This is a genomic window from Ruegeria arenilitoris (genome assembly GCF_013035315.1).
GTDB classification, from domain to species: Bacteria; Pseudomonadota; Alphaproteobacteria; order Rhodobacterales; family Rhodobacteraceae; genus Ruegeria; species Ruegeria arenilitoris_D.
The window spans coordinates 1-20,487 of the sequence record NZ_WQHP01000007.1; the positions used below are offsets into that span (position 1 = coordinate 1).

The 20,487-nt window shown below is 57.3% G+C and carries 19 protein-coding genes; 5 read left to right on the plus strand and 14 right to left on the minus strand.

Translation table 11 applies throughout. The annotated features are described in order from the left end of the window. The 14 genes from GOV53_RS21535 to GOV53_RS15675 all read right to left on the minus strand — a co-directional run. A partial coding sequence (locus tag GOV53_RS21535) for an MrcB family domain-containing protein (RefSeq protein WP_170468125.1) occupies positions 1–361 on the minus strand: 361 nt, incomplete at its 3' end. 44 nt (positions 362–405) lie between these two features. Further along, on the minus strand, positions 406–1,410 hold the full coding sequence (locus GOV53_RS15615) for a hypothetical protein (RefSeq protein WP_170468127.1): 1,005 nt from the start codon (positions 1,408–1,410) through the stop codon (positions 406–408). Between the two features lie 58 nt (positions 1,411–1,468). Further along, positions 1,469–3,070, minus strand: a complete 1,602-nt coding sequence (locus tag GOV53_RS15620; protein WP_170468129.1) for an AAA family ATPase — start codon at positions 3,068–3,070, stop codon at positions 1,469–1,471. A 710-nt stretch (positions 3,071–3,780) separates the two neighbouring features. Further along, a complete protein-coding gene (locus tag GOV53_RS15625) occupies positions 3,781–4,236 on the minus strand; it encodes a CoxG family protein (RefSeq protein WP_170468131.1) in 456 nt (151 codons plus the stop codon). A gap of 106 nt (positions 4,237–4,342) precedes the next feature. After that, on the minus strand, positions 4,343–5,155 hold the full coding sequence (locus GOV53_RS15630; protein WP_170426408.1) for an XdhC family protein: 813 nt from the start codon (positions 5,153–5,155) through the stop codon (positions 4,343–4,345). 12 nt (positions 5,156–5,167) lie between these two features. Next, the gene (locus GOV53_RS15635) at positions 5,168–6,307 is read right to left on the minus strand and encodes a vWA domain-containing protein (RefSeq protein WP_254439305.1); all 1,140 of its coding nucleotides are present in this window, start codon (positions 6,305–6,307) and stop codon (positions 5,168–5,170) included. 47 nt (positions 6,308–6,354) lie between these two features. After that, positions 6,355–7,221, minus strand: coding sequence for an AAA family ATPase (locus tag GOV53_RS15640; protein WP_170468135.1), 867 nt, complete (start codon positions 7,219–7,221; stop codon positions 6,355–6,357). 53 nt (positions 7,222–7,274) lie between these two features. Continuing rightward, positions 7,275–9,692: an aerobic carbon-monoxide dehydrogenase large subunit gene (locus tag GOV53_RS15645; protein WP_170468137.1), complete on the minus strand. Its 2,418-nt coding sequence runs from the start codon at positions 9,690–9,692 to the stop codon at positions 7,275–7,277. After that, positions 9,689–10,183, minus strand: coding sequence for a (2Fe-2S)-binding protein (locus GOV53_RS15650; protein WP_170386829.1), 495 nt, complete (start codon positions 10,181–10,183; stop codon positions 9,689–9,691). Before GOV53_RS15650 ends, GOV53_RS15645 begins: the two co-directional genes overlap by 4 nt. Positions 10,184–10,195: 12 nt before the next feature. Continuing rightward, a complete protein-coding gene (locus tag GOV53_RS15655; RefSeq protein WP_170468139.1) occupies positions 10,196–11,029 on the minus strand; it encodes an FAD binding domain-containing protein in 834 nt (277 codons plus the stop codon). 139 nt (positions 11,030–11,168) lie between these two features. After that, entirely contained in the window at positions 11,169–12,254 is a 1,086-nt protein-coding gene (locus GOV53_RS15660) for an MHYT domain-containing protein (protein ID WP_170468141.1), read from the minus strand. Between the two features lie 119 nt (positions 12,255–12,373). Then, positions 12,374–13,372, minus strand: coding sequence for an ABC transporter substrate-binding protein (locus GOV53_RS15665; RefSeq protein ID WP_170468143.1), 999 nt, complete (start codon positions 13,370–13,372; stop codon positions 12,374–12,376). Then, complete coding sequence (locus GOV53_RS15670; protein ID WP_170468145.1) at positions 13,351–14,718, minus strand: sensor histidine kinase; 1,368 nt, start codon at positions 14,716–14,718, stop codon at positions 13,351–13,353. The genes GOV53_RS15665 and GOV53_RS15670 overlap by 22 nt, the downstream gene beginning before the upstream one ends. Then, positions 14,708–15,376 (minus strand): response regulator transcription factor, encoded by a 669-nt coding sequence (locus GOV53_RS15675; protein WP_170468147.1) that lies wholly within the window; start codon positions 15,374–15,376, stop codon positions 14,708–14,710. Before GOV53_RS15675 ends, GOV53_RS15670 begins: the two co-directional genes overlap by 11 nt. A gap of 108 nt (positions 15,377–15,484) precedes the next feature. On the opposite strand from GOV53_RS15675, the gene GOV53_RS15680 reads away from it, so the two are divergent. The 5 genes from GOV53_RS15680 (at position 15,485) to GOV53_RS15700 (ending at position 20,484) form a co-directional block, all read left to right on the plus strand. Beyond that, a complete protein-coding gene (locus tag GOV53_RS15680) occupies positions 15,485–16,468 on the plus strand; it encodes a Bug family tripartite tricarboxylate transporter substrate binding protein (RefSeq protein ID WP_170468149.1) in 984 nt (327 codons plus the stop codon). A 67-nt stretch (positions 16,469–16,535) separates the two neighbouring features. Then, on the plus strand, positions 16,536–17,018 hold the full coding sequence (locus GOV53_RS15685) for a tripartite tricarboxylate transporter TctB family protein (protein WP_170468151.1): 483 nt from the start codon (positions 16,536–16,538) through the stop codon (positions 17,016–17,018). A gap of 1 nt (position 17,019) precedes the next feature. Further along, a complete protein-coding gene (locus GOV53_RS15690) occupies positions 17,020–18,531 on the plus strand; it encodes a tripartite tricarboxylate transporter permease (RefSeq protein ID WP_170468153.1) in 1,512 nt (503 codons plus the stop codon). Then, positions 18,521–19,708 carry a CaiB/BaiF CoA transferase family protein gene (locus GOV53_RS15695; protein ID WP_170468154.1) on the plus strand — a complete coding sequence of 396 codons (1,188 nt, stop codon included), beginning with the start codon at positions 18,521–18,523 and terminating at the stop codon, positions 19,706–19,708. Before GOV53_RS15690 ends, GOV53_RS15695 begins: the two co-directional genes overlap by 11 nt. Further along, positions 19,705–20,484: a citryl-CoA lyase gene (locus tag GOV53_RS15700; RefSeq protein WP_170468156.1), complete on the plus strand. Its 780-nt coding sequence runs from the start codon at positions 19,705–19,707 to the stop codon at positions 20,482–20,484. The genes GOV53_RS15695 and GOV53_RS15700 overlap by 4 nt, the downstream gene beginning before the upstream one ends. Positions 20,485–20,487: the final 3 nt, after the last annotated feature.

Below are 20,487 nucleotides of genomic sequence, written 5' to 3' on the forward strand. Positions count from 1 at the left end.
CTGCCGTGATTATGTCGCCATCACGTGTGATTGAGATTTCGGCATCGACGGCACCTTTGAGAGAGGAATGACCGCGCGCTCCGCGTGACGTGTCCTTTCCAGTATGATGATAGTAACCGTCTTGTGGGGACTTAGTTATTCGGCTGTCGAAAGTAGCGACCCAGGGAGCAGCGGAAACATTTCCAAGCCCGCAAGATCCAGAAAAAATAAGGTGAGTTGAGTCTCCCGCTATCTTCTCCAGGCAAGTTGGAAACTGGGTCTCAACGAGTTGATGAGTCGAGTTGTCGCTATCCGTTGTCTTCGTTGCCTTATAGTCGCTCCAATTCGAGCCCACTGATTGAATTATTTCCCGAATACTCATTCAAGTTCCCATTGGTTTAGTTATCTTTAGGAAACCGCGAATACCTAAATCCGGGCTTTTTTCTCACCAACAAGATACCACGCAATCTGCTCGAAGAATGGTTGGAGATGCTGAGCCCAATAATCGGATCGTAGAAATTTGTGAAACTCTTTAAGTGCTGGTCCACTGTCAAGGAGAGTGCTGACAACACTGTCTCCAAATCCAGGAAAACTTACATCTGTCAAACAACCTATGTCGCCGTTTGTATATTTTGATGCCAACCAGTTTTGGCTTGCACTGTTGGGACACTTCTCTATGAGTTTTTCTCCCTCGACACCTTCTTTAACGTCAAAGTAAAGCCATAGACAATCACCCTGTTCAACTTCATCTTGATCCGCAATCAACTTCTGCAGTTTGTCGAGACGCTTCGGTGAAACACGCGGATAACACTCGCGAAGAATTTCAATTGGAATAAGGTTTTCAATTTCTCGATATGGTGGATTAAAGAAACCTCCAACAAATTCACATTTGTTTGCTTCAGTCTCTGCCTTATTGAAGGTTTCTGAGCGAGCACTTCCTGGAGCAAGCATGTCGTTGTCGCAAATACAAATGCTTACTGCGCCGGCTTGCACCTGCTCTCTAAGTCTTCGGAAAGTTTGATTTCCGCCACCGTGACAAGCATCAAACTCAATCTGCATCTCACGACCGACTACAGTACCCTTACCGAGTACTAAAGCGTATACCTCACCATCTGAGTGAGCGTCTTCGAGGATCAACCGTGGTTTTTCGAGCAGTCTGCCGTGCAGCAACTTTCTGTGTCCCACGGTCCAGCTATTTTCCCTTGTGTTGGTCTGGAATTGATCCCCAATTTTTATTTCGACATAGCCTGCTGCCTTAGAAAGAAGTGAAAAATTCTGCGCAGCCGCTTGCGACAATTTCCTAAACTCTGCTCGGTGGAGGTCAGCCAGACACTCTTGTTCTGAGGCAAATTTAGCAAGCTTACGCTGCAAGACAAAAATGTGATTTCCGCACCGACTGGATCTGGCAACTTCAGTGAGTAACTCTTCCATTTCGAATCTCGGAAGCTGCTCGAGTTCATCCGAGGTAATAGCAAACAATATTATCATTTTAGTATGAAAAGAATCCGTAGGGCCAAGACTTAAGGTGACCTTGCTCGTCAAAATTCGAAATGCTGATCCCAGCTCCATTTGGGTCGGTGCCGTTACCGTCGTCTGAGAAGATAACGATTTGCACAGCTGAGGAAGGTATTTTGCCATCCTCAATTAATTCACCAAGCCGATTAATCAGGGACTCACTGTGCGTTTCAATCACGTAGTGAATCGGTCTCTTTGACTGAGCATATGCTTCAACAAAAACGTCTGCGAGTTTAGCTTGGTGGGCGGGGTGCAAATGTAACTCGGGTTGCTCCATAGCGAAAATTCGGAATGTTGATTGATTGCTTGGCAAACGACCGGATGGACCACGCCCTCTGACCCTATTGGCCCACCAAGTCTGAGCCAAAATAGGCAAGACTTGAGAAACACCGTAGCCAGTGTCGGCAACGTTCGCATGGAAGCCGTCACGCTTGAGCGTAATGCTTACGTGCCCAACGTTTCTGGTAACTGAAATGCCATAGCCAAAAATCCCTTCGACCCAATCCGAGAACTCGGAAAGTTCAGAATGGCTAAGAGACGCGAGAAACATCGGTAGGTTTTCGCCATCAGGTGCAATTTCAGAGACTTCGAGCTCTTGATTCCGATAGAATCGCTCGCCGCTTGCTCGCGCCGGACCGATATAAAGCGTAGAACCGTATGCTCCCTGCAGTGCGTGACAGACATTTGTATAGTTGGATACCGCATAACTCAGAGCACATATCCAATCTATCTCCTTTCTTTCTCTTTGGTCGTCCGATTCCAGCCACTTTCGATATAGTTTTTGTACGGATCTAAGTTCCGTTCGTTCTATCAGATTTCGAACTACGTCATCTGACAGTCGCGGGCTTTGGAGGATTTTTAGTGCCTCGAGCATCAAATTGTGATCAGCAATTCGCTTGTCCACATGCGGCTTAAGTAGCGAAAAAATATCGGAAATTAGAGGTTCTTCAGTCCAATAGGGAAGTTGGCGCGTTTTTTCGCTCTTCACCTCTTGTGTCATTCGCAATGGTGCGAAGAGTGCGCTGCTTAGGAAGCTGAAATTAGTCTTTGGCAACATGCTTGCTGCAGAGATGCCGTTTACGATGACATCCTCACAACGGCGCCCATCCTTTGCCACAACAATATTTGTGAAGATTTCGTGCTCTGGCAGATCGAAGTTCACTCTTAACTTAGATGTTCGTTGGACTTGCAGACCAATTTCGAAGTCGAGCTTAGCACTCAATATTCTTGTTCTTGTTCTTCGACCATAGGGCTCGTCCATAAAATAGTAGTGCCGCTGCCAACGTTCATTTCGCACCTCGACATCCTGCGCCTCAAACGAAAACAAGATGCTGTCTTCCGGGTTGTTGTTGCGAACCGCAGTTTGAAAGTCCCCATAGTCAACACTGTTTCTGTCGAACCATAATATTGGGGCACTTGCTCGTGCTTCGATCGATTGCTTGATCAGCGGGAAAGTTCTGAGGAACGTACTTTTACCGGCGCTGTTGCGCCCTACCAAAATGGTTATTGGTCGGATGTTTATGAGCGGCAAGCCCGTGAGGCTTCGCAGATTATTTACTGAATATGATAACTGCACAAATTCTACTATTCGCTAATTGTCTCTTTGAGCAAACTTCCCACTCAGCCGGATTTGTAGCATCGGAAGAAGCGCCCGACATCTGTAGGATAGATCACCCGCCCCTTCCAAGCGGAAATCGCCAAATTGGTGAAAAATGTCTTAGCTCTTATCCTTTCAGGAGAGTGGGGTTTGGACTTAGCCGCCGATCGCTATTGCCGTAGTTCTGCTTGGAGAGCCGGCGTCGCCAACGTGGTAAGAGGAAATGTTCCTGATCCACCTACTGGCGAGATAACTGACGAGGCCGAAGCAGCTTGAACCGTGGTTGTTTTTGAGGCGCACGTATCAGAGGTCATATGAAAGTACGACAGCTCTGGATCTCCCCCATCGGATACCTTGACCGTAACTGGCTGCAGAGGTCTTCAGCTTGATCTCAGGGGAGCTCCAGTGTCTGACGATATTCCTATGCATCCAATTGGTCTTTGAGACTGCCGTAGCACAAACCGTAGTACACAAAGTGCCTGTTGACCTCAGCTGAGCTGCCGCGATACGCCTTGTTTTGCTGACGGGAGACCTGATGAGGGTGCCTGTAACGGGAACGGAACCAAAGAAACAGCTTCTCCTGGGCACCAAATCCCCTAAAAATCGGTAACCTTTTCAATCCGCTAGGGATTTGCATTCCTGTTGGATCAGTAAGATGTGGGCCGACCGGTTAGCCGGCCCAACGCGGACTATTGAGTGACGGATTGTTCAGACACGACTTCGCCAAACTTGGTGAAGAACTTGCCTGACAGCTTCTTCGCAGTGCCAGCGATCAGGCGGCTGCCCAGTTGTGCGATTTTACCGCCGACATCTACCTTGGCTGTATACGCCAGAATGGTTTCATCCCCGTCTTCGGTTAGCGTCACGTCTGCTCCGCCCTTGGCAAATCCGGCAGCACCGCCTTTGCCTTCGCCGCTCAGCGAAAACCCATCCGGCGCGTTGGTGTTGTCCAATGTCACAGCACCGGCAAACCGCGCTTTGACCGGCCCGATCTTGAGAACCACCTTTGCCTCAAGGTCTTCGGGTGAGTTCTGGATCAACTCTTCGCAGCCCGGAATACACTCCTGCAGGATCTCCGGATCGTTCAGGGCCTTGTACACCACATCCCGCGGCGCAGCGATGCGGACTTCGTCACTCAGTTCCATTTGTCTTTCCTTTGCTCAACAGCATCTTGGGTAAACCAGAAGCGCCGTTTCTGTCGCCTCTTCCGGGGTTTGTTCGGGACGCGCGGGCCACAGGGACCGCAAACGCTTAAGCACGTTTCTCATCATGGGACTCCGTTTTGGATTTGTCACTGTTTCGCCACAACACAAGTTCAGCCAGGATGGACACGGCAATCTCATGCGGATCGATGGCGTGGATATTCAGCCCCGCAGGTGATTTCAGGCGCGCAGCTCGGATCGGGTCTATGCCTTGCGTTATCAGTTTGGCGGTCAGCGTCTCGGCCTTGCGGCGACTGGCGACCATCGACACGCGGTCTGCATCGGTCTTAAGGGCGGCGGTCAGGGCCGCGGCGTCGCCTTTGCCTTGTGAGGCGACTACGACGAAATCGCGTGGTTCGATCCCCAAATCTGCAGTGTCTTCGATCTTGAAACGCTGAAGGTCACCGTCTGCTTCGGCGGCGTCGCTCAGAAGAACCCGGAAGCCGGCCAGCGCCCCATGTGCCGCCAGCGCGGTTGCAATCGGCGACTCGCCAAAAATCACTAGACGCGGCGCGTGTTGATATGGTTCGACCAACAGATCGACCGTACCGCCGGACGGGCATCCGCTTTTGAATGTCTGAACACCGTCAGGATCGGTCATATTCACCACCTTTTCCGAAGGTTTGACCCGGATCATCTGCGGGGTGCCGCTGGCGAGCGCCTGCTGGGCAGAGGCGCGCACCGCACGTTGAACGCAAGCACCGCCCAGATGGCCAAGTATCCGCCCATCCCTGGCGATTGCAGCCTTGCCCCCAGCCTTGGCCGAGGTCGCGTCCGCTGTGCGCAGTACTGTGGCGACACAGAAGGCTTCGTCGGTTTTTCGCAGCTGCTCAATTGTATCGAATATGTCGAAACTAGCCATTCTGGGCTCCTTTCACAGCTTACGGAATTGCGGTTCCAGCGCCGCCAACGCCTCAAGTGTGTTGGCGGGCAGGTGCGCGTCCAGATGAGGTTCGGCCGCTTGCATTGCGGCGGCAATGGGTTCGTAGTCCCGCCAGCCTTTCAGGGGGTTCAGCCATACGATCCGGCGCGCCTTGCGCTGGATACGAGCCAACACATCGCCCAGCGCCTGCGGGTCGGAACTGCAATACCCATCGGACAAGATCAGCACGATAGTACGACCGTTCAGCGCGCGAGCGCCATATCCGTTCAGAAAGCCCTCAAGGCTGCCGGAGATATCTGTACCACCGCCGAACCCTTCGGCCATCAGCGAAAGCCGCCCCGCCGCACGCAATGAATCATGGTCGCGCAGCGCATCCGTGACGCGCATCAGGCGGGTGTGGAACAAATACGCGTCCGCCTCTGTTCCACTGCCGATCAGACCTTTGAGAAAGGCCAAAAAGACACGCGAATAGACCGTCATGGACCCACTTACGTCACACAAGGCCACGATCCGCATCGGACGCGACGGGCGCGCACGGCGGTACAGGTCCATCGGCTCTCCACCCCGTGCAAGACTGGCGCGCTGAATGCGACGCATATCCAAAGCAGGTCCTCGCACCGCCTGTTTACGTCTGCGGGAGCGCCGGTCGCGAATAGCGCGCGCGATGGCGGTTGCGGCTTGCTCGGCCTGCCGCAGCGCGTCTTCGTCCATCAACTCGCGCAAATCCCGGCGCGACAGGTTGGCCGTACGGGTTGCCATCAGCTTCCCGTCTCTCCCCACGGCCTCCCCGTCGCCGGAATCAGGTTCGGCGGCCTGATCCGTACCGGTCTCAGATTCCTGAGTATCCTGGCCTTCCTGCTGCCAGATCATCGGCTTGGCGGACTGAACCCGCACATGCGCGGTTTGGGCGGTTCCCGCGCGTTGCTTCCCTGTATTGAACCAATAAGCTTCGAACAGTTCATCGAACCGCCGCCAATCATCGGCGTCGCCGGCCAGCAACACGCAAAGTGCGTGCTGGGCCTGCCTGACATCCGTCGCCTCAATCGCCGCCAAAGCAGCCAATGCATCCCCGGTTTCAGCCGGCCCTACGCGCAGTCCGTTCATACGCAAATGCGCGATGAAGCCGGACATGCGATCCGCTAAACAAGACGCGCGAGAGGGGAAACGGGTGACCTGCATCACGCCACCTTTCCAATCAGGCGATCCATCACTTCGGGCGGGGCAGCGTCATAGTCGGCTGCGGTTTTCAAGAGGCAGACAAGCGTCGCCTGAACCTCTTCACGCGATTGCGCCATATCGTTGACTCCCAGCCCCGACAGGGCCGCCGCCCAGTCCAGCATCTCGGCGATGCCGGGGGTCTTTTCCAAATCCTCTTTGCGCAAGGCCTGCACAACGCCAACAATCTGGCGCGCCAACAGCCCTTCGACTTCGGGCATTCGGGCTTTCAGGATCGCCATTTCCGTTTCACGCGATGGGTAATCGAGGAAACTATACAGGCACCGACGCCTCAGCGCGTCCGACAGATCCCGCGTCCCGTTTGCCGTCAGGATCACAATGGGCCGAGACCGCGCCTTGATGGTGCCGAGTTCAGGGATGGTGATCTGATAGTCCGACAAAATCTCGAGCAGATAGGCCTCAAACTCCTCATCCGCGCGGTCGATTTCATCGATCAGCAGAACAGGTGGCTCTTCTTCGCTGATTGCTTCCAACAATGGTCGTTTGAGCAGATAGTCATCGGTGAACAACTGCGCCTCGCTAGTGCCGCCCTGCGCCTCGCTTGCGCGAATAGCCAGCAATTGGCGCTGGTAATTCCACTCATAAATCGCGTGGCTGGCATCCAGCCCTTCATAGCATTGCAACCGGATTAACCGCGCGGCGCGCTGGGCGGCCAACGCCTTTGCGACCTCGGTTTTTCCGACCCCAGCCGGGCCTTCCAGCAGCAGCGGACGCCCCAGTGTCTGGGCCAGATGCAACGCCATCGCCAAACGGTCGTCGGCAACATAGCCCACCTCGGCGAGGCCCTGCTGAATGTCCTTCAAGCTCATGCCATTCTCCCGGATTGCCGCCGCGCCGTGTTCCAGCGCGGCGGCTTTTCCTGTTAGCCGTGCATTCCCAGACCGTTGGCGATCTTCCAGATGCGCCAGTGGTCATGCGGCATGTGGCTCTGAACCAAGCCAAATGGGCGGAATGCATCATGCACCGCGTTCGAGAACGCGGGCACACCGCCGACATTTGGGCTTTCGCCAACGCCCTTGGCACCGATCGGGTGATGCGGGGACGGCGTCACCGTGTGGTCGGTGGTGTAGTTGGGCGTCTCCCATGCCGTGGGCAGGAAGAAGTCCATCAGAGTGCCGGTCTTCACGTTGCCCATCTCATCATAGGCGATTTCCTGACCCATCGCGATGGCCAGCGCCTCGGTCACGCCACCATGGACCTGTCCTTCGATGATCATCGGATTGATCCGGGTGCCGCAATCGTCCAGCGCATAGAATTGCCGGACCTCCCATTCGCCGGTATCCACGTCAATCTCCATGACACAGATGTACGCGCCGAAGGGGTAGGTCATGTTTGGCGGATCATAATAGCTGACGGCTTCCAGACCCGGCTCCAGCCCCGGAATAGCCTGATTATAGGCAGCAAAGGCGATCTCTTTCATCGTCTTGAAGCGCTCTGGCGCGCCTTTGACTGAGAACCGGTCCACGTCCCATTCGACGTCGTCGTCGTGAACCTCAAGCAGGTAAGCCGCGATCATCTGCGCCTTGGCGCGGATTTTGCGTGCAGCCATGGCCGTTGCAGCACCCGCTACTGGCGTAGATCGCGATCCATAGGTCCCGAGACCGTAAGGCGCGGTGTCGGTGTCACCTTCCTCCAGCGTGATGTCATCGGCGGGCAGACCGATCTCACTGGCGATGATCTGGGCAAAGGTCGTGGCATGGCCCTGACCCTGAGAGATCGTTCCAAGCCGTGCGATGGCAGAGCCGGTCGGATGAATCCGGATTTCGCAGCTGTCGAACATGCCCAGCCCAAGGATATCACAGTTCTTCACCGGTCCGGCTCCGACGATTTCGGTGAAATGCGTCAGGCCGATGCCCAGTAGTTTGCGGGTTTTGCCAGCCTTGAAATCCTCGATCCGCTGCGCCTGTTCCGCTCGCAGACCATCATAATCCACCGCCTTCAGCGCCTTGTCCCACGCGGCGTGGTAGTCGCCCGAGTCATATTCCCATCCCAGCGCCGATTGATAGGGGAACTGGTCGGCCTTGATGAAATTGATCCGGCGCAGCTCGGCCGCGTCCATTTTCAACTTGATCGCCAGAACCTCGATCATCCGTTCGATGAAATAGGCGGCTTCGGTCACGCGGAACGAACAGCGATAGGCCACGCCACCCGGAGCTTTGTTGGTATAGACACCATCCACCGCCAGATAAGCGGTCGGGATGTCATAAGATCCGGTGCAGATGTTCATGAAACCGGCAGGGAACTTGGTCGGATCAGCACAGGCGTCAAATCCACCATGATCCGCTGTCGTATGGCACCAGAGGCCAGTGATTTTGCCGTCTTTCGTGGCAGCAATCTTGCCCTGCATCCAGTAATCCCGAGCAAAGGCAGTGGTCATCAGGTTTTCCATCCGATCCTCGACCCATTTCACCGGCTTGCCAGTGACAATCGAGGCAACGACCGAACAGACATAGCCCGCATAGGCACCCACCTTGTTGCCAAAGCCACCGCCGATATCCGGGCTGATGACGCGAATATTGTGCTCAGCCAGACCCGAGATCAGCGACACAACGGTCCGGATCGCGTGCGGTGCCTGAAACGTACCGTAGAGCGTCAGCTTGCCGGTCACCTTGTCCATGGATGCGACGCAACCGCAGGTTTCCAGCGGACAGGGATGCGTGCGGTGGTAATAAACCATCTCTTCTGCGACGACATCGGCCTCGGCCAGAATGGCTTCGGTCGCGTCTTTGTCACCCTGTTCCCAAGTGAAGATATGATTGTGGTGCTTGCGGGGGCCGTGTGCGCCTTCGGTCTGACCTTCAAGGTCTTCGCGCAGGACAACATCTGATTTCAACGCCTCAAACGGATCAGTGAGAACGGGCAGTTCCTCGTATTCGACCTCGACCAGTTCCACGGCATCCGCCGCGATGTAGCGGTCTTCGGCCACCACATAAGCGACCTCTTGGCCCTGGAACAGCACTTTGCCGTCTGCCAGCACCATCTGCTTGTCGCCTGCCAAGGTCGGCATCCAATGCAAACCCAGCGGCGAGAGGTCCTCGGCGGTCAGAACGGCAATCACACCAGGCAGCGCCAGTGCCGCCTCTTTGTTCACACTGACGACGCGAGCATGCGCATAGGGGGAACGCACGAAATCGCCGAACAACATGCCGTCCAGCTTGATGTCATCAACATAGTTGCCTTTGCCTTGAGTAAAGCGCACATCCTCAACGCGTTTACGCGAACTGCCCATCCCTTTGAGATTGGCGGCGCGTTCTTCGGGGGTCATGGTTTGATCGTTCATTCCGCAGCCTCCTTCTGAGCGTTCAGCATGTCAGCCGAGGCCGAGATTGCCTTGACGATGTTCTGATACCCGGTGCAGCGGCACAGGTTGCCGGCCATACCAAAGCGGATTTCTTCCTCGGTCGGGTTCGGGTTTTCCTGCAGCAAGCGGTGTGCGCGGGTGATCATGCCCGGCGTGCAGAAACCGCACTGCAGCCCGTGATGTTCGCGGAACATCTCTTGCAGGACGCCAAGGCTGCCATCGTCATTGGTCAGCCCTTCGACGGTGGTGATATCGGCCCCGTTCACCTGCGCCACAAAAGTAGTGCACGATTTGACGGACTTGCCGTCGATATCCACGGTGCAGGCCCCGCAATGGCTGGTTTCGCAACCGATATGAGGGCCGGTGATTTTCAGATCTTCCCGCAGGAAGTGGATCAACAGCGTGCGCGGCTCGGCCAGTCCTTCGACCTCGCGACCGTTCACGGTGAGTTTGACGTGCATTTTTGACATGATTTCCTCCCCTCAACCCGCGCGGCTTTGCGCACGATCGATGGCGCGGCGCAGCATCACGGCGGCCACATGTTTCTTGAACTCGACCGGCCCGCGGTTGTCAGCGACCGGGTCGATGGCGCTCAGCATCGCGGTGACGCAGCCGCTGATATCACCATCGGCCAGCGCGTTGCTGGCGCTTTCGGACCAGATCGGCGTATCCGCCAGATTGGTCATCGCGACCGAGGCCTGACCGTTGCCAAGCATCACCGCAGCCGCAGCTGTCGCATAGTCGCCGATCTTGCGTTTCTGCTTTTCATAGGCCTGACCTACGCCCGCGCCCGGTACGGGGATCGAAATTCGGGTCAGGATTTCCTCGTCCTCGCGCGCGGTGAAATACGCGGCCTCATAGAAGTCCCGTGCGTCGACGCTGCGGGTGCCATCAGGACCGGACAGCTCAAAAGTGGCGTTGAGGCATTGCATTAACCCCGGCATGTCATTGCCCGGATCGCCGTTCGCGACATTGCCGCCGACGGTGCCCATATAGCGCACTTGCGGATCTGCGATCTGCAGCGCGGCTTCGCGGATCAACGGTATCGCCTCTGCCAAACCGTCATGGGTGATCAGTTCGTGCTGCGTCACCATCGCGCCCAATGTCACGGTGTCCGCTCCGACCTCAATACCCTTGAGTTCTTCGATGGCCTGCAGATCAACCAGATGGCCCATCTCGGCCATGCGCAGTTTCATCATCGGGATAAGGCTGTGCCCGCCCGCGATCACGCGCGCTTCATCCCCGTGTTCCTGTAAAATGCCAATGGCCGAGGCGATGTCGCCTGGCCGGTGATACTCAAAACCGGCTGGTATCATGTTTTTCCTCCCTGGGTCCGAGCGGTATGCCTTGGGGGACCTGGCGTAAGGAAAGAGCGGTCAGATCAGCCAATCCAGTCAACGGGAACGGGGGGCGCAGCTTGTTTCACGAAATGCGAATGAGCTGCACGAGATGCGATCAGAGGCCCAGCGCCTCGCGGATATCCGTCAGTCGCGATCGGCTAACCGGTACCTTGGTCAGGGCATCCACCCCGTCGAAATAGCAGGTGCCATTGTCCTTGTGCCGCTCAAAGCTTGAGACGTGTTTGGGGTTCACAAGGTAACTGCGATGCGCCCTCAGAAACCCGTCTTGCTTCAGTCGTGTTTCCGCTTCGGTGATGGACCAGGGGCAGAACAGCTTTTCGCTGCCCATATAGAGGACGGTATAGTGCCCCTCGGCACGTATCGCCGCTATTCGAGCAGGTTCGGCGAAGAATGTCTGGCCTTCACGCTCAAACGGGACGCCTGCGCGCAAAACGGTGGGTTCCGGTTCGGGTGTGGGTGTGACGGGCGCCGGCGCGGGTTCGATGAAGGTGATGCCGGTCAACAGGAACGCACCGCAGATCAGAAAAACCGCCACAGTGACGCCCATCGCCAGAACCTGATTGTTCAGGGCCGGACCGGCCCCTCCGGCGCTGTCTGTGGCCACAAAATCCGTCAGGCCTGTGGCGACGAAGTGCATCGTGAAAACCGCCAAACCAAAACACACCGTCCCCAGCAGGATGTTGCGTTGGGTGCGATTGTCGTAAGCCGCCCAGATCGCCAGAACTGACAAGAGCACCGAGGCCACAGTCGAGATCGTCACATCCCATACGTTGTAGACGGGGCGACACAGCTCCATCCCGGCCATGCCGACATAGTGCATCACAACAATACCAAGGCCGACGATCACGCCCGCAGCGACCAGTGTCCCCATGGTACGGGGCCGGAAATGCAGGATCAGCAAGGCCAGACCCACCATCAGTATCGCAACAAGCGCAGAGATCAGCGTGATCAAAGCGTCATAGTAGAACAGAATCGGAAGCTGCAGGCCCAGCATGGCGACGAAATGCATCGACCAGATGCCGCCGCCCAGAATGATCGCTGCCAGCGCCACCACCAGTTTGCGCCTCTGGTCGTCCAGTTTCGAAGCGCCATGCGTCAGGTAAAGCCCGGTGAACCCGGCCATCATCGCAACGGCGAGAGACGCCGCCACAAGCCAGGCGTTATGTGAGTAATCCAACATATGGGTTTGCCCGCCCTCCCCGACGCGAGAGTGACGTTAGCAAACGGAATTGATTGGGACAATTGGATGTTCGCAGGGAATTCCCGCCAACACATAGAGGTGCTCCTTTGCGGCGGTTTCTATTGGATTACCGCATCCTCCCAAGCAGACAGGAATTTTGTACGCTTCAACCCGTCCAGAAAGGTTAGCAACGCAGGGTTCAGTCCAATCGTTTCACGTCCGTTTGCTCCACCTGACTGCAGTAACGGCAGCGGGCTAGTGTCTTCGGTCGCGGGCCGTTCGGCCACGATGTAGCGTAACAGCATCTCGGCCGCCTTCGGTTCAGAAGTCGCACGGGACACCATCGCGGTGCGCATCATGATTGTTTGAAAGTCGGTCGGCAGAACGACCTCAAGCGCATCCTTGCCCTCGGTCCGAACAGCCGCATAGCTGCCCAGAACGTTGTACGCGACCAGGATCGTTCCGTCGGCAAGGTCGTTGATCATATCGCCCGAGCAACAATAGAGCTGCACGTCCAAGCTCCCCATCACTTCCATCAGTCGCCAATAGGTCTCGGATGCGCGGGCGTCCTGCGTTGCGAACAGGTATCCAAGACCGGACTGGCGCACGTCATATGTCCCGACTTTGCCCCGAAATGCCTCTGGGCGTTTGCGCAAGGCTTCGATCAAGCCCTGCCGGGTCTGCGGGACCGGCTGCCCTTCGAACGCAGTACGGTTGATCACGATGGTTGCGGGTTCCGAGGTAAAGGCAAAAAGGCTGTGGTGCCACTGCGCCCAGCTTGGCACCGGAACGTCATCTATCGGCAAGGCAAACCCGTCATTGGCCAGTTTCAGCTGCAAATCCATGGCACTGGAGATGATCACATCGAACGCCTCGGGCGTTTCCCGGACGCGCCGGTTGATGTCAGCCGTACCAGACACAAGATATTCGACACTAATTAAGGGGTTTTCGGCCACAAACCCTTCGATCACCGGGGCAAACAGAACCGTATCCGTGCTTGAGATTACGCGAAGGCGCGGACCTTCGGCCCCTTCGTTAAAGACAAGCCGGTCTTCCCAGTCGTCGGCCCACCCGACCAGCGGACAGAACAAGAGCACTAAAGCGATAAGGTAACGCATGCGCCCCCCTTTTTGCGGTTTCGCAGGATCAGAGAACCGCCATGCGCCGTTGCCACATCCTGCGCAATGGTCAATCCCAGACCGGACCCGATGGTCCCGGCGGCATTCTGCCCGCGTTCGAAGCGGCGCGTGAGGGTATCGATTTCGTCCGGCGGAAACCCCGGCCCTGCGTCCCGCACCTGAATCTGAGGCGTCGGATGCATAAGAAGGCTGATTTCGACCTTGCTGTCCGAGGGCGCGTATTTCATCGCGTTATCAATCAGATTGCGAACCGCATTCTGGATCAGGATCGGATCGCCCGAATAAGGAACCGAAGGCTCTCCGGTCAGAGACAGCGTCAGTTCCTTCATCTCGGCAATGGGGATCAAGCGTTGCACCAGGTCGCGGCACAGAATGACCAGATCAATCTCTTCCCGCTCCAGATGATCCGCGCGAAAAGTGATCATCGCATGATCCAGCAACTGCCCCGCCGCGCGCGAGCTTTCGTCGATTGCGCGGACCATGGCTTTGAGGGCCTCGCGGTTTTCCTCACGCTCGACGCGGTGAAGGGTCGTTTCGGCGTAAGACCTGACCGTAGCAAGCGGAGTTCGCACCCGATGCGCGGCCTCGGCGATAAAGTCCTCGGACTGGCTGAGCGATTGATCCAAGCGCCCCATCAGCGAATTCAGCGACATCACCAGCGGTGCCATTTCTTTTGGTACCGGTTTTTTGAATGGGCTTAAGTCCTGTGGCCCTCTGCGCGTGACCGAGTTCGTCAGCTTGTTCAACTGGCCAATCGTTGTGGACGTAACCCAAAACGACAGGGCAGCGGTCAGCAGAAAGAAACCGATCCCCAGATACGCCGCATTGCGCGAGATCTGATCCAGCGTGTCGGATAACGCGTCCTGCGTCTGGCCCAGCGCAACCTCGATCTCGGTCTGGCGACCCAATCCGACCAGAGTTCGTCCGGCGCTGACCTGACGGACACGCTCCCCCCGCACCTCACCGGTTTCGAATGCCAGCCTGCCGCCAACCGGGCCTGCTGCAAGGCCCAGATCTTCGTACCCGGACAGGAATGCCCCATCCTGATAGATCGCATAAAACACCCGGTCATCCGACGGCGTGCTGAGCATGGAGAATGCGGCATAGGGAATATCCACCTCAAGCTGACCATCCCTGAGCGCAGCGGCATCAAGGATTGATGTAACAGACGCCCCCAATATGTCGTCCTGTCCCTGCTGAGCGACTTTCGCGGCATAGCTGCGAACCGTCAAAAACAACAGGATCGCCAGGACAGCCGCCCCGCCAATCAGGGTCAGCACAAGGCGATTCCGCAGTGACCCTGAAACGGTTGGGCTAGTCGTCATGGTCCAGCCTGTATCCCAATCCGCGCAACGTGGTGATCTTCATATCGGATCGTTCAAGATGTTTACGCAGGCGACCGACATAGACCTCGATCGCATTGTCCGAAACGGTGTCGTCGTAGGAAAACAACCGGTCAGCCAGCTTCTGCTTGGAAAACACCTGACCCGGCGCGTTGATGAACAACTCGATCATCCGCAGCTCGCGATTGCGGAGTGAGACCGTGTCACCCGCCACCGTCAAATGTCCCGCCACGGGGTCAAAGACGATCCCACCGATCTCGATTGTGGATTTCGCGCTGCCGGATTTGCGGCGCAGAACCGCGCGGCAGCGGGCTTCAAGTTCGGCATGATCAAAGGGTTTGGTCACGTAGTCGTCCGCCCCAAGATCAAGTGAACCGATTCGATCCGAAACCTGACTGCGCGCGGTCAGAACGATGACCGGAGTGTCTAGATGGCTGGCGCGGTGCTGCTTGAGGAACTCGCGACCATCCCCATCCGGCAGCATGATATCCAACAGGATCAGGTCGTACTCTTCGGTCGCCACAAAGGCACGAGCGTCCTCTAAATCTGCTGCATGATCAACGACATGACCGTCCAGTCGCATGCGGGAACTGATCGCATTCGCGAGGTCCAGATTGTCTTCGACGAGCAGAAATTTCATGGGCTGCAGGCAGTTTCTTTTTACATGACAGGTTGATGTCAGGTTGGCGTGTTTAGTTGCGGGATAATCTGTGCCGCTGAGCGGCCTGTTGTCAAATGGGAGGACATAATGACAACTTTCAAACTGGGCCGTCGGGCCCTGATCGCAGCTGTTGCCGCAATCGGTCTGGTTGGGCCCGCAGCTGCTGACGGCCACAAGGTCGTTGACAGCATCCACTTTCTGATCCCCGGCGGTGCTGGCGGTGGCTGGGACGGTACCGCGCGCGGCACCGGCGAAGCGCTGACCAACGCAGGTCTTGTTGGGACCGCATCCTACGAGAACATGTCGGGCGGCGGCGGCGGTAAGGCCATCGGTTACCTGATCGAAAACGCCGACAGCAACCACGGCACGCTGATGGTCAACTCGACCCCCATCGTGATCCGTTCGCTGACCGGTGTATTCCCGCATAACTTCCGCGACCTGACACTGGTATCGGGAACAATCGGCGACTACGCAGCGATCGTTGTCGGCAAAGACAGCCCCATCAACTCGATGGCCGATCTGCTGGCCGCCTATGATGCTGATCCCGGTGCAACCGCGATTGGCGGCGGCTCGGTTCCGGGCGGCATGGACCACCTGGTTGCAGCGATGGTCATGGAAGCCGCCGGCAAGGACGCGCTGGGCGTGAAATACATTCCGTATGACGCGGGCGGTAAAGCCATGGCGGCCTTGCTGTCGGGTGAGATCGCGGCGCTGTCGACCGGTTTCTCGGAAGCCGTCGATCTGGCCAATGCGGGTGAGGTCAAAATCATCGGTGTGACCGCTGAAGAACGCGTAGACGCCGCGCCTGATGCACAGACCATGAAAGAGCAGGGCATCGACACCACCTTCGTGAACTGGCGCGGGTTCTTTGCAGCCCCCGGCCTGCCCGAGGACAAGCTGGTCGCCTATCAGGAAGCCATCACCAAGATGTACGACACGCCAGAGTGGGAAGAAGTTCGCGCCCGCAACGGTTGGGTCAACATCCACAACTCGGGTTCTGATTTCGAAGCATTCCTGGAAGATCAGGAACAGCAGATCAGCGACCTGATGAAGAAGCTGGGCTTCCTCTAAAGCAATCTACGGCAGAGCGTTTGGTCGCTCTGCCGTCCCCAATAAGTGAAAAAAGGGAGGGGACGCTATGGCGCTGGATCGCTGGATCGCGCTTGTTTTACTGGGTGTTTGCCTGACATACGGGTACGCCGCCTGGTTCACGATGGATGGAAGTCTTCCTCCTTTCATGCAGAGAAACCCGATCTGGCCCAGCACATTCCCCAAGGTGCTGTCGGTTCTGGGTGTGGTGGCCTGCACAATCATCCTACTCGGTCTCGAAAAGAGCGAAGTCAAAGAGGCCGACATCGATTATCGGCGGTTGGGTGAATATCATCTGGGTCAGGCCATCTCGCTGCTGGTTCTGATGGTCGTCTACGCCCTGTGCCTGCGCCCCGTGGGCTTTTTGATCGCGACCTCCTCATTCCTGATCCTCGGATCCTTCATCCTTGGTGAACGCAAGTGGCACATCATGCTGCCGGTGGCTTTCTTCGCGACCGGAGCCGTCTGGTATCTAGTTCAGGAAGTTCTTGGAATTTACATGCGCCCCCTGCCGGGCTTGATCGGAGGCTGACATGCTTGAAGGACTTCTGATCGGCCTGCAAACGGCATTCTCAATTCAAAACCTGCTGATGGTCATCGCCGGATGCCTCATCGGCACGTTCATCGGCATGCTGCCGGGGCTGGGTCCGATGTCGATCATCGCGATCATGATCCCGGTCGCGATTTCGATGGGCGATCCATCTGCCGCGCTGATCCTTTTGGCCGGTGTCTATTATGGTGCGATCTTTGGTGGATCGACCTCATCCATCCTGCTGAACGCGCCGGGGGTCGCGGGTACCGTGGCCTCGAGCTTTGACGGCTATCCGATGGCCCGACAAGGCAAGGCAGGCAAGGCGCTGACCATCGCCGCGATCGCCAGTTTCGCAGGCGGTACGCTGGGCGCGGTGTTGCTGATGATCTTTGCACCGGCTTTGTCATCCGTCGCGCTCCTGTTCCATTCCGCCGAATACTTCGCCCTGATGGTGGTCGGTCTTTCAGCCATCGCCGCCTTTGCCGGATCGGGGCAAGTGGCCAAGGCAATCATCATGACGACCCTTGGGCTGATCATGGCAACGGTCGGTGAAGGTGCCCTGTTCAACCTGCCACGCTTCACAATGGGCATAATGGACCTGCAATCCGGGTTTGGCTTTATCACTCTGGCGATGGCCATGTTCGCCCTCCCCGAAGCTCTGTTCCTTGTGCTCAAGCCGAAAGACCTGAAAGGCGACGATGGCGAGATCAAAGACCTGCGCGTGACCAAGGACGAGGCCAAGGCCATCGCCCCGGTTATCGGTCGCCAATCGGTGCAGGGCTTCTTTATCGGCGTCCTGCCTGGTGCGGGTGCGACCATCGCAAGCTTCCTTGGCTACGCGGTCGAACGGAACATCGCCCCCAAGGAAGAGCAGGAACAGTTCGGCAAGGGCTCGATCAAAGGTCTGGCCGCGCCCGAGTCGGCGAACAACGCGGCCTGTACCGGATCGTTTGTTCCGCTGCTGACGCTGGGTATTCCCGGATCCGGGACGACGGCGATCTTGCTGGGTGCCTTGATTGCGCTGAACGTGACACCCGGTCCCCGGCTTATGGTGGACGAGCCTCAGATCTTCTGGGCGGTGATCATGTCCATGTTCATCGGCAATCTGGTACTGCTCATCCTGAACCTGCCGCTGATCCCCTACATCGCCAAAGTGCTGGCTGTTCCGCGCAACTACCTGATCCCGTTCATTTTGTTCTTCACCCTGATGGGGGCCTATATCGGGCAGAACAACGCGACCGAGTTGCTGATCCTTGTGGGCTTTGGCGTCTGCGCAACAGCATTGAAGTTCGCAGACTATCCTCTGGCCCCCTTGCTGATCGGATTCATCCTCGGCGGTATGATGGAGGACAACTTTGCCCGCTCGATGCAGCTCTATGACGGCATCTCCTTCATCTGGCAACGTCCCATGACGCTGGGCCTGCTGACAATTGCTGTCCTGCTGGTGCTGCTGCCCAGCTACCGCGCACGTCGGGCGCGGGCGCGGGCCGCTGGTGTGGCCGATGGCGACTGAACCGCTCAGGGGCGTTCGGGTTCTTGATCTGACAAACGTGCTGGCAGGCCCGTATTGTTGTTACCAACTGGCCCTTATGGGGGCCGAGGTGATCAAGGTCGAACGCCCCGGCAGCGGGGATCTGGCCCGCGTGCTTGGCGCTGATCCCGACCGGAACAAAGCCGGTATGGGGGTCAGCTTTCTGGCGCAGAACGCTCAGAAGAAGTCGATCACGCTGGATATGAAATCCAGCCGGGGTAAGGCTCTGCTGAAACAGCTGGTGAAAACGGCGGATGTTCTGGTCGAAAACTTCCGGCCCGGCGTCATGGACCGGTTGGGTCTTGGGTATGAAGTTCTGCGCGCCGAAAACCCCACCCTGATCTACTGCGCCATCAGCGGCTTTGGGCAGGACGGTCCACGCCGCGATGACCCGGCCTATGACCAGATCGTGCAGGGGATCAGTGGCGTCATGTCGATCACCGGCGCACCGGATACTGCGCCTTATCGTGTCGGCTATCCACTGGCCGACACCGTTGGCGGGCTCACCTCCGCCTTCGCGGTTAGCGCCGCGTTGAACGCAAACCCCCGCGGCGCATTTCTGGATATCGCCATGTCCGAGGCCGTGATCTCGACCATGGGGTGGGTCGTCTCCAACTACCTCGTCGGAGGAGTGATGCCAGGCGCACATGGCAACGAGAACACGACCTCAGCCCCCTCTGGCACATTCGCCACATCCGATAGTCCGATCAACATCGCCGCCAATCGGGATGAGCAATGGCAAGCCCTCGCCCGACACCTGGGCCGAGAGGACCTGCTGGATCACCCGGATTACGCGACGCGCGAGGATCGTAAACGGAACCGTCACGCGCTGAGGGACGAGTTGGAGAAATCCTTGAAATCGCGCCCGGCGAACGAATGGGTTGCTGAATTGAACGGCCTGGGTGTGCCAACCGGGCAGGTTCAAACGGTCCCCGAGGCTTTGGCGGATGAACAATTGGCCGGTCGCGGGTTGATCGGCACGTTGCCGGTACATGGCGAGGATATGCAACTGGCTGGTAGCCCGGTGATGATGGACGGACAGAGGAACATGCCGCAGACCCCGCCGCCCAAACTGGGCGCGGATAACGCGGCAATCTGGGCGGAACTTGGTCTGTCCACAGATGAGATCGACGCATTGGTGAAGGAAGGAGTGATATGAGCGACGTTTCCGACTGGTGGCGCACATCTATCATCGACATGGAACCCGGCCGCATCGCCTTGCGAGGAGAACCCATCCAAGACCTGATCGGCAATCTGAGCTTTGCCGAAATGATCTGGCTTCTGGTTCGCGGTGATCGCCCCTCACCTGCGCAAGCCCATCTGTTCGAAGCCGCCTTAGTTGCCGCTGTGGACCATGGACCGCAGGCACCGTCCATCGCGACGGCTCGGATGGCTGTGACATGCGGGTTGCCTTTGAACAACGCGATGGCCAGTGCAGTGAACATGCTGGGTGACATCCACGGCGGAGCTGGTGAACAAGCGGTTGAGCTCTATCATTTCGTCGACACTCACTCGGGTGAGTTGGGCACGGCGCTGGATGACTGGATCGCAGAGCGCGGAAAAATCCTGCCCGGCTTTGGCCACCGGTTTCACACGCCTACCGACCCACGCGCGCCACGGTTGATGGCGCTGGTGTCCGAGGCTGTTGAGAACGGTGCGTGCGATGGGCGCTTCAGGCAAATCGCGCTGGATATCGAAGCCGAACTCGCGCGGCGCAAAGGTAAACCCGTTCCGATGAATATCGACGGAGCTACCGCAGTGATCTACGCAGAGCTTGGGTTTGAACCGCCCCTTGCGCGCGGTCTGTTCTGCCTGTCGCGTTCCGTAGGCATACTTGCACATGCGTGGGAGCAGACACAGCAAGGCGGGCGCAATAAGGGCCCAACCCCGCCCAAGTATCGTTGGACTTACGTCGAACCCTCGTCAGAGGACTAAGTT

Bases quoted from the DNA above. Each gene is read 5' to 3' on its own strand.
- GOV53_RS15615 (WP_170468127.1), bottom strand. From the start codon at position 1,410: ATGGAAGAGTTACTCACTGAAGTTGCCAGATCCAGTCGGTGCGGAAAT.
- GOV53_RS15625 (WP_170468131.1), bottom strand. From the start codon at position 4,236: ATGGAACTGAGTGACGAAGTCCGCATCGCTGCGCCGCGGGATGTGGTG.
- GOV53_RS15630 (WP_170426408.1), bottom strand. From the start codon at position 5,155: ATGGCTAGTTTCGACATATTCGATACAATTGAGCAGCTGCGAAAAACC.
- GOV53_RS15635 (WP_254439305.1), bottom strand. From the start codon at position 6,307: ATGTCCGGCTTCATCGCGCATTTGCGTATGAACGGACTGCGCGTAGGG.
- GOV53_RS15640 (WP_170468135.1), bottom strand. From the start codon at position 7,221: ATGAGCTTGAAGGACATTCAGCAGGGCCTCGCCGAGGTGGGCTATGTT.
- GOV53_RS15645 (WP_170468137.1), bottom strand. From the start codon at position 9,692: ATGAACGATCAAACCATGACCCCCGAAGAACGCGCCGCCAATCTCAAA.
- GOV53_RS15650 (WP_170386829.1), bottom strand. From the start codon at position 10,183: ATGTCAAAAATGCACGTCAAACTCACCGTGAACGGTCGCGAGGTCGAA.
- GOV53_RS15655 (WP_170468139.1), bottom strand. From the start codon at position 11,029: ATGATACCAGCCGGTTTTGAGTATCACCGGCCAGGCGACATCGCCTCG.
- GOV53_RS15660 (WP_170468141.1), bottom strand. From the start codon at position 12,254: ATGTTGGATTACTCACATAACGCCTGGCTTGTGGCGGCGTCTCTCGCC.
- GOV53_RS15665 (WP_170468143.1), bottom strand. From the start codon at position 13,372: ATGCGTTACCTTATCGCTTTAGTGCTCTTGTTCTGTCCGCTGGTCGGG.
- GOV53_RS15670 (WP_170468145.1), bottom strand. From the start codon at position 14,718: ATGACGACTAGCCCAACCGTTTCAGGGTCACTGCGGAATCGCCTTGTG.
- GOV53_RS15675 (WP_170468147.1), bottom strand. From the start codon at position 15,376: ATGAAATTTCTGCTCGTCGAAGACAATCTGGACCTCGCGAATGCGATC.
- GOV53_RS15680 (WP_170468149.1), top strand. From the start codon at position 15,485: ATGACAACTTTCAAACTGGGCCGTCGGGCCCTGATCGCAGCTGTTGCC.
- GOV53_RS15685 (WP_170468151.1), top strand. From the start codon at position 16,536: ATGGCGCTGGATCGCTGGATCGCGCTTGTTTTACTGGGTGTTTGCCTG.
- GOV53_RS15690 (WP_170468153.1), top strand. From the start codon at position 17,020: ATGCTTGAAGGACTTCTGATCGGCCTGCAAACGGCATTCTCAATTCAA.
- GOV53_RS15695 (WP_170468154.1), top strand. From the start codon at position 18,521: ATGGCGACTGAACCGCTCAGGGGCGTTCGGGTTCTTGATCTGACAAAC.
- GOV53_RS15700 (WP_170468156.1), top strand. From the start codon at position 19,705: ATGAGCGACGTTTCCGACTGGTGGCGCACATCTATCATCGACATGGAA.